This window comes from Nioella sp. (assembly GCF_964229645.1).
Lineage (GTDB): Bacteria > Pseudomonadota > Alphaproteobacteria > Rhodobacterales > Rhodobacteraceae > Nioella.
On the sequence record NZ_CAXREX010000154.1, the window covers coordinates 1 to 6,956 of the forward strand.

The 6,956-nt window shown below is 60.6% G+C and carries 10 protein-coding genes; 3 read left to right on the forward strand and 7 right to left on the reverse strand.

All coding sequences use genetic code 11. The features are described from left to right. The first annotated feature begins 13 nt into the window (after positions 1 to 13). Entirely contained in the window at positions 14 to 1,219 is a 1,206-nt protein-coding gene (locus ACEQXV_RS10115) for a nitrate/nitrite transporter (protein WP_370269011.1), read from the forward strand. Here ACEQXV_RS10115 and ACEQXV_RS10120 read toward each other — a convergent pair. The 3 genes from ACEQXV_RS10120 to ACEQXV_RS10130 form a co-directional block, all read right to left on the reverse strand. Next, positions 1,202 to 1,576: a Smr/MutS family protein gene (locus ACEQXV_RS10120; RefSeq protein ID WP_370251032.1), complete on the reverse strand. Its 375-nt coding sequence runs from the start codon at positions 1,574 to 1,576 to the stop codon at positions 1,202 to 1,204. The two genes, ACEQXV_RS10115 and ACEQXV_RS10120, sit on opposite strands and share 18 nt — an antisense overlap. A 229-nt stretch (positions 1,577 to 1,805) precedes the next feature. Further along, on the reverse strand, positions 1,806 to 2,831 hold the full coding sequence (locus ACEQXV_RS10125; protein WP_370251033.1) for a murein transglycosylase A: 1,026 nt from the start codon (positions 2,829 to 2,831) through the stop codon (positions 1,806 to 1,808). Positions 2,832 to 2,837: 6 nt separating this feature from the next. Then, a complete protein-coding gene (locus tag ACEQXV_RS10130) occupies positions 2,838 to 3,497 on the reverse strand; it encodes a Tim44/TimA family putative adaptor protein (RefSeq protein WP_370251034.1) in 660 nt (219 codons plus the stop codon). Between the two features lie 120 nt (positions 3,498 to 3,617). Here ACEQXV_RS10130 and ACEQXV_RS10135 point away from each other — a divergent pair, with 120 nt between their 5' ends. Further along, on the forward strand, positions 3,618 to 4,094 hold the full coding sequence (locus tag ACEQXV_RS10135; RefSeq protein WP_370251043.1) for an FxsA family protein: 477 nt from the start codon (positions 3,618 to 3,620) through the stop codon (positions 4,092 to 4,094). Between the two features lie 55 nt (positions 4,095 to 4,149). After that, positions 4,150 to 4,656 carry a protein-export chaperone SecB gene (secB, locus tag ACEQXV_RS10140; RefSeq protein ID WP_370251035.1) on the forward strand — a complete coding sequence of 169 codons (507 nt, stop codon included), beginning with the start codon at positions 4,150 to 4,152 and terminating at the stop codon, positions 4,654 to 4,656. On the opposite strand, the gene dnaQ is transcribed toward secB, so the two are convergent. The 4 genes from dnaQ to ACEQXV_RS10160 form a co-directional block, all read right to left on the reverse strand. Beyond that, positions 4,657 to 5,394, reverse strand: a complete 738-nt coding sequence (gene dnaQ / locus ACEQXV_RS10145; RefSeq protein ID WP_370251036.1) for a DNA polymerase III subunit epsilon — start codon at positions 5,392 to 5,394, stop codon at positions 4,657 to 4,659. Continuing rightward, positions 5,387 to 5,980, reverse strand: a complete 594-nt coding sequence (gene coaE / locus ACEQXV_RS10150; protein WP_370251037.1) for a dephospho-CoA kinase — start codon at positions 5,978 to 5,980, stop codon at positions 5,387 to 5,389. The genes dnaQ and coaE overlap by 8 nt, the downstream gene beginning before the upstream one ends. After that, entirely contained in the window at positions 5,977 to 6,810 is an 834-nt protein-coding gene (locus tag ACEQXV_RS10155; RefSeq protein WP_370251038.1) for a shikimate dehydrogenase, read from the reverse strand. Before ACEQXV_RS10155 ends, coaE begins: the two co-directional genes overlap by 4 nt. Then, positions 6,807 to 6,956: Maf family protein (locus ACEQXV_RS10160; RefSeq protein WP_370269012.1), on the reverse strand; the 150-nt coding region annotated here is incomplete at its 5' end. The genes ACEQXV_RS10155 and ACEQXV_RS10160, both read right to left, overlap by 4 nt.

The window sequence follows — 6,956 nt, forward strand, 5'->3', positions numbered from 1 at the left end:
CGCCGCCGCGTTCCTGCGTTCGAACGCGGCGTTCCTTCTGACCGGGGCTCTTCTGACGCTCACGTCATCATTCGGGCAAACCTTCTTCATCTCGGTCTTCGCGGGTCAGATAATGGAGAGCTTTTCGCTTACCGATGGCGAATGGGGTTTGATCTACTCGGCGGGCACCACGGCATCCGCGGTTGTAATGGTCTGGTCGGGCGTCCTGACAGACCGTTTTCGGGTCCGCACGCTGGGGGCCTTGGTGCTTGTCGGCCTGGCCGCAGCGTGCCTGTTCATGGCCTTCAATCCATTCGCGGCCCTGCTTCCGCTGTCGATCTTCCTGCTGCGCTTCACGGGGCAAGGGATGACCAGCCACATTGCCGTTGTTGCGATGGCGCGCTGGTTCGTGGCCTCACGCGGCAAGGCCCTGGCGATTGCATCGGGCGGGTTTGCCTTGGGCGAAGCACTACTGCCGATGATTTTCGTCTGGGCCATGACCCTTACCGATTGGCGGAACCTCTGGATTGTCGCGGCACTCTTCATTCTGTCGATGGTCCCACTGATGCAAAGGCTTCTTCGTCAGGAACGCACGCCGCAGTCCCTGGCCGAAGGTGATGTGGCAACGGGGATGGGAGGCAGACACTGGACCCGCGGTCAGATGTTGTGCCACCCCCTGTTCTGGTTCGTCCTTCCTTCTGTCCTGGGCCCGTCGGCATTCATCACGGCGATGTTTTTCCAACAGGTTCACCTGGCCGAAGTAAAAGGCTGGTCCCATGTCTCGCTGGTGGCGCTCTTTCCGCTTTATACCATCATCGCAACGCTCTTCATGCTGGTGACGGGTTGGGCACTGGACCGCTTCGGCACGGCGCGCCTGATGCCGTTCTACCAATTGCCCCTAGCCCTCGGCTTCCTGGTAATGTCCCAGGCCAGCGGGCTTTGGGCCGCCGCGCTTGGCTTTGGCCTGCTAGCGATGAGTGTCGGGGCAAACGGTACCTTGCCCTCAGCCTTCTGGGCAGAATTCTATGGCACGCGCCATCTGGGCGGGATCAAGTCCATTGCCACTGCGGCCATGGTTCTTGGGTCTGCAATCGGCCCCGCGATTTCGGGCCTCCTCATCGACCGGGGCATTTCCTTCCCCGATCAGATGGGCGCGATTTCGCTTTGGTTCGTGATGGCGTCAGGGCTGCTTTGGTTCGGCGTTTCAACGGCCGCCAGAACCTTACCGCGCCCTGCGTAGATAGACGTAGTAGGCACCCGTGCCACCGTGGCGGATATGGGCCTCGCGGATATCCAGAACGACCCGACCGAGCGGCGGCATGTGCAGCCAGTTTGGCACCTGGTGTTTCAATACACCCCGGCGGATCGGGATTGGGCCGGGATCATCCCTGTCCTTGCCTTTGCCGGTAATCACCAGAACCAGCCTGAGACCGTCATCATGGGCATCGAGGATGAACCGCGTGAGGGCAGGGTGTGCCTGCGCCAAGGTCATCCCGTGCAGATCGATCCGCGCCTCTGGTTTTAGCTTGCCGCGCATCATCTTCTTGTGCGTGGTCTGATCCATCCGCACCGGGGCATGGGCCAAACGCTCTGACACCGACGGGGCCAGTTGGCTGCCGGGCAGGGGTGTTGTCGATGTTTCGCCAATTCGGAAGTCAGAAACCGTGAACGGTTTTTTCGGTTTGGGCTTTGGGTGATGGGTCTCAAGCCCCGTATAGGGCTCGTCGGCCTTGGGTTTGTCCGGGCGTGCGGGCTTTACCGTCTGCGCTACGGCAGACCAAAGCTTGCGCTCTTCCGCGCTGAGGGTTCTTCGACGGCGTCCCATGTCAGGCGTCCGGAACCATCATGTTGGCGATCTCGATCGGCATCAGCACTATCATGCGCCCCGGGTCACGGATGCGTCCAGCCTCCAGCCCCGCTTCGTCCCCGAAGCCATAGAAGATATCCGCCCGTTGAGCACCCTGGATGGCAGAGCCCGTATCCTGAGCAATCATCAGTCGGCGGAGCGGATTTTCGCCATCCTTCTCGATCCAGACCGGCGCGCCCAAAGGTGTGAACCGGGGATCCACGGCAATCGAGCGCATCGCGGTGATGGATCTGTTCATGGCACCAAGCGGCCCGTCATTCGGGTTCCGGGTGCGGATTTCGCGGAAGAAAACATATGACGGATTGTGAAAAAGAAGCTCCCGTCCAAGCACGGGGTTGCGGCGCACCCAGGCCGCGATGACCTGTGCAGACACCTGGTGAGGCTCATAGACGCCGCGCCGGACAAGCTCTTGTCCGATAGAACGGTATTCATGGCCATTTCGGCCCGCATAGCCAACGCGGATCACCCGGCCATCGGGCAGACGGATGCGGCCTGAGCCCTGGATTTGCAGAAAGAAAAGCTCCACCGCGTCATCTACCCAGGCAATTTCCAACCCCTGACCTTCCAACAGGCCATCTGCCTCGATCTCTCGTCGCGTATGCCACGGCTCCACCACGTCGGGTGGCATTCGGTAGACCGGGTACCGATAGCGATCTGTAGGGGTGCGGGAGCCATGAAGCTCAGGCTCGAAATACCCGGTGAAAAGCGCAGGATCGTCGCCACCGATCAGAACGGGCCGAAAAAATAGCTCAAAGAAGGTGCGGGCATTGGGGTGCTGTTGCGCCACCGCGCATAGACGGAGCCATTCGCCATCCTCCATGTCCGGACAGGTGTTGAGAAACACATCAAGCGCCGCTTGATGATCGTCCTCGGCCCAACCGTCGAGGTCGTCAAAGCTTAGGATCTGAGCCATCTGCTGTGCCATCACGGGGGCACAAAACAGGGTTGCGGCGGACAAGACCAGAGAAAAAAGCCCGCCGCGCATTCACGCTTACCCGCCGGTTGCGACCAGAACCCAATTGGGATCGTTGCTTCCCATCGAGCGTGCGAACGTCCAGACGTCGCGCTGGCGCTTTATGGCATTGGGGTCGCCTTCGACGATATCGCCAGAGGCATTTCGCACGACCGATGTCAGTTCACCAACGAAGCGCACCGTCACTTCCGCCTCGCCCGTTGACCGGTCGAATGTTGCGTCCTGAAGCCCAAGCTCTCGCAACCCGACGAAGCTTGCGTCGATGCTGAGCCCCTGCGCTTCGCGCTGGCTGATCACGTCTTCGAAGGTTTCCATCACGTCGTCGGCCAGGAAGGGGCGCAGACCATCGACATCGCCATTCTCAAACGCCATGAGGATCATTTCATAGGCCCCGCGCGCACCTTGCAGGAATTCCGAGACGTTAAAGCCAGGCTCGGCCATCTTCATCGCGGCCAGGGCCTTGGCGGCATCGGTTCCGTCATCGACGTGGTCGGTGATGTCACGATCCGGACCGCCCTCGATCACTGCGAAGTCACGGCGGGGTTCGGAGCGCCGCTCCGACCTCTCGGAAGGCGGGTTTTCATAGCCATCCCGCGTTCCCAGAACGCTGCGCAGCTTCAGGATCAGGAAAATCGCGATCCCGGCCAGCACAAGCAGTTGCAGTAGGGATGAGCTCATCGCGGAACCTCTTTCGGGATGGTTGGGGTTAAAACTTTCGGACCGATGGCACATATGTAGGCGCGGGGGCCGGTCAAGTCCATGTGCCAAGACCCGCCCCGAGGCAAGAAAGGACGCATGATGTGGCTGTTTTTCCTGTTCGTCGGCATTCCGCTGATCGAAATCGCCCTGTTCATCCAGGTTGGTGGGCTGATCGGGCTTTGGGCCACGCTTGGCATCGTGGTTCTGACCGCAGTGCTTGGAACGATGCTGGTCCGGTCACAAGGGGCACAGGCGCTGGCCAATCTCAGGACCAGCTTCAACGATCTCAATGACCCGACCGAACCGCTGGCCCATGGCGCGATGATCCTGTTTTCCGGTGCACTGCTGCTGACGCCCGGTTTCTTCACCGATGCGCTTGGGTTCGCCCTTCTGACGCCGGCCTTTCGAAACATCGTGCTGCGCGAGTTGCGCAAGCGGGTGAAAGTGGAGTCCGTCGTGGCCGGACAAGCGCAATGGCAACAAGAGCGGACCGGACCGGGTGTCGTGATTGACGGTGATTACGAGGTTGAAGACGAAGCGCCACGAAACGGGCCCTCTGGCTGGACTCGCCATTGAGGCCTCGTGCTGCACCTGATAAAGCCATCTGGACGTATTTTACCCGGAGATGACCATGGCCGAAGAAAACGGGTCCCAGACCCCCGAAGCCGCCGCCCAACAGACGCCCGCCCTGCCCAAGATGCAGGTGCTTGGCCAGTTCGTCCGCGACCTGTCTTTCGAAAACATCGCTGCCCAGAAAGCCGTCAAGGGCAACGTTCAACCCGAGATCCAGGTGCAGGTTGGCGTCGAGGCCCGCAAGCGGCCAACGGAAAACCAGTACGACGTTGTCGTGAAGCTGAAGATCGACAGCAAGAACAAGGAAGGCGGCGAGCAGATCTTCCTGATCGAGCTGGATTATGCCGGCATCTTCCTGATCGAAAACGTGAACGAGCAGCAGATGCATCCGTTCCTGCATATCGAGTGCCCGCGGATGCTGTTCCCCTTCATCCGTCGCATCGTTGCAGACCTGTCGCATGACGGTGGCTTCCCGCCGCTCAACCTCGACAACATGGATTTCGTTCAGATCTATCGCAACCAGCTGGCCCGCGCTGCGCAGGCCAAGCCGCACGCCGACGCCTGATCAGCCGAACTTCTTCCAAAGCGCGCCGTCGCCCATCTCCTCTACGAAGGATGCATGGGCGGCGGCTTCTTCTTTCGTGATCCGGGAAGGCAGGGGGGTCTGGCGAGGTTTCGGGCGCCAGGTTTCGCCCGACTGTCCCGCCGCCGTGGTTTCTCGTCGCGCAGACAGAACCAGTCCGGGTTGCCGACCGCCGATCAGCTCCAGGTAAACCTCTGCCAGAATTTCGGAGTCGAGCAATGCGCCGTGCAATGTCCGGGACGAGTTGTCGATCCCGAACCGGCGGCAAAGCGCATCGAGCGACGCAGGGGAGCCCGGGAATTTCTTGCGCGCGATGGCCAGGGTATCCAGCGCGCGTTCCCACGGGATTTGCGGAAGGTCCAGCCAGCGAAGCTCGGCGTTCAGGAACTTCATGTCAAAGCTTGCGTTGTGGATCACCAGCTTGGAATCCATCCCGACGAAATCGAGGAACTTCTGGCCCACCTCGCGAAAGAGCGGCTTGTCTTTCAGCGTCACTTCCCCGGCCTCAGCCGCGCGCGGGCCGGATTGTAGAAGATCAGGGCCAATTCCGTGGACGCCGAAAGCTTCGTCCGGCATGGATCGTTCGGGGTTGATGTAGACGTGAAACGTCTCGCCGGTTGGCAAGTGGTTATAGAGCTCCAGCGCCCCGATCTCGACGATCCGATCGCCCGATTCCGGATCGAACCCGGTCGTTTCGGTATCGAGTACGATTTCACGCATGGTTACCCCCGCTCAGCCTTTCGACCAGTTTGACCACTTCAGCACGCGCACTGTCCAGATCGTAGGTTTCAATCACGAAATCTGCCCTCGCCCGTTTCTCGGAATCCGGCGTCTGACGGGCCAGGATCGAGTCCAGCATGTCCTCGGTCATCGTGGCGCGGTCCAGAACCCGGCGGCGCTGCTCTTTGGCGTCAACGGAAACGACCAACACCCCGTCCATCTTGTCGGCCGATCCGGTTTCGAACAGTAGCGGGATGTCGAGAACGACGAGGGGCGCTTCCTGATGATCTGCAATGAAGGTTGCGCGGTCGGCGGCCACCAGGGGGTGCACGATTTCTTCCAGTTGCTTCAGGGCGGACTTGTCGCGCGCGATCCAGTCCTTCAGAACATCGCGATTCACTTTCCCGATGGCGGTGGCATCCGGACAGATCCGGGAAATCGGCTCTACCGCTGCGCCGCCCTTGGCATAGATGCGATGAACAGCGGCATCCGCATCCCAAACGGGCACGCCCAGATCTCGGAAGAACCCTGCCGTTGTGGATTTGCCCATGCCGATGGACCCGGTCAGGCCGAGAATATAGCTCATTTCGCAAGAACCACGCGGCGCAACCGATCGTCGACTTCGGGCTTCACGCCGAACCAACGCTCAAACCCCGGTGCGGCCTGATGCAGAAGCATCCCCAGACCATCCACGGTATGACAGCCACGCGCCTGCGCTTCATCGAGAAGCTCCGTGCGCAAGGGTGTATACACGATGTCATTGACTACGGTTTGCGGGTTCAGGCGGTCGAGATCGATATGCAAAGGTTGCTTGCCCACCATCCCAAGCGAGGTCGTGTTCACCAGAAGGGCACAGTCACCCAGAACATCCGGGATACGCGTCCAGTCCACCACCACGATCCGTGCGCCAAAATTTTCGCGCAGCGCATCGGCCCGCGCGCGGGTGCGGTTCACGAGGTAGATCTGCGGGCAACCCTCGGTAAGCAGAGCAGATACAACCGCCCGAGCCGCACCACCTGCCCCCAGAACCAGCGCCGGTCCTTCTGAGGCCGACCAGTCATGGGTGTATTGCTTGATGTTTTCCAGAAAACCAACGCCGTCCGTATTGTCAGCCTGTAGCTTGCCGCTTGCGGTAAAGGTCAGCGTGTTCGCGGCACCGATCAGTGCCGCACGGTCGGTAACGGAGTCCGCGATTTGCAGGACAGCTTCCTTGTGGGGGATGGTCACGTTTATGCCGCTGAACCCCAGCTCTGGAAGCAGGCGCAAGGTATCGTGCAAACGCTCGCGGGTGACGTGGAGCGGAACATAGTGGCCCTCGATCCCGTAGCGTTCCAGCCAATGGCCGTGCAGCCGGGGGGACCGGCTATGCGCGATGGGGTCTCCGATAACACCGGCCAGCAGCAACTTGTCTGTCATCCGTCGATCTCTCCCCTCTGGGTCAGGAAACCGATGAGTTCCAACAATGGCAATCCCAGAACGGTAAAGTAGTCGCCTTCGATCCGGCTGAAAAGGCGTGCGCCTTCTTCCTCCAGCTTGTAGGAACCGACGCTTTCGCCGATGCC

Coding starts and splice junctions, on each gene's coding strand:
- ACEQXV_RS10125 (WP_370251033.1), bottom strand. CDS start 2,831: ATGCGCGGCGGGCTTTTTTCTCTGGTCTTGTCCGCCGCAACCCTGTTT.
- ACEQXV_RS10130 (WP_370251034.1), bottom strand. CDS start 3,497: ATGAGCTCATCCCTACTGCAACTGCTTGTGCTGGCCGGGATCGCGATT.
- ACEQXV_RS10135 (WP_370251043.1), top strand. CDS start 3,618: ATGTGGCTGTTTTTCCTGTTCGTCGGCATTCCGCTGATCGAAATCGCC.
- secB (WP_370251035.1), top strand. CDS start 4,150: ATGGCCGAAGAAAACGGGTCCCAGACCCCCGAAGCCGCCGCCCAACAG.
- dnaQ (WP_370251036.1), bottom strand. CDS start 5,394: ATGCGTGAAATCGTACTCGATACCGAAACGACCGGGTTCGATCCGGAA.
- coaE (WP_370251037.1), bottom strand. CDS start 5,980: ATGAGCTATATTCTCGGCCTGACCGGGTCCATCGGCATGGGCAAATCC.
- ACEQXV_RS10155 (WP_370251038.1), bottom strand. CDS start 6,810: ATGACAGACAAGTTGCTGCTGGCCGGTGTTATCGGAGACCCCATCGCG.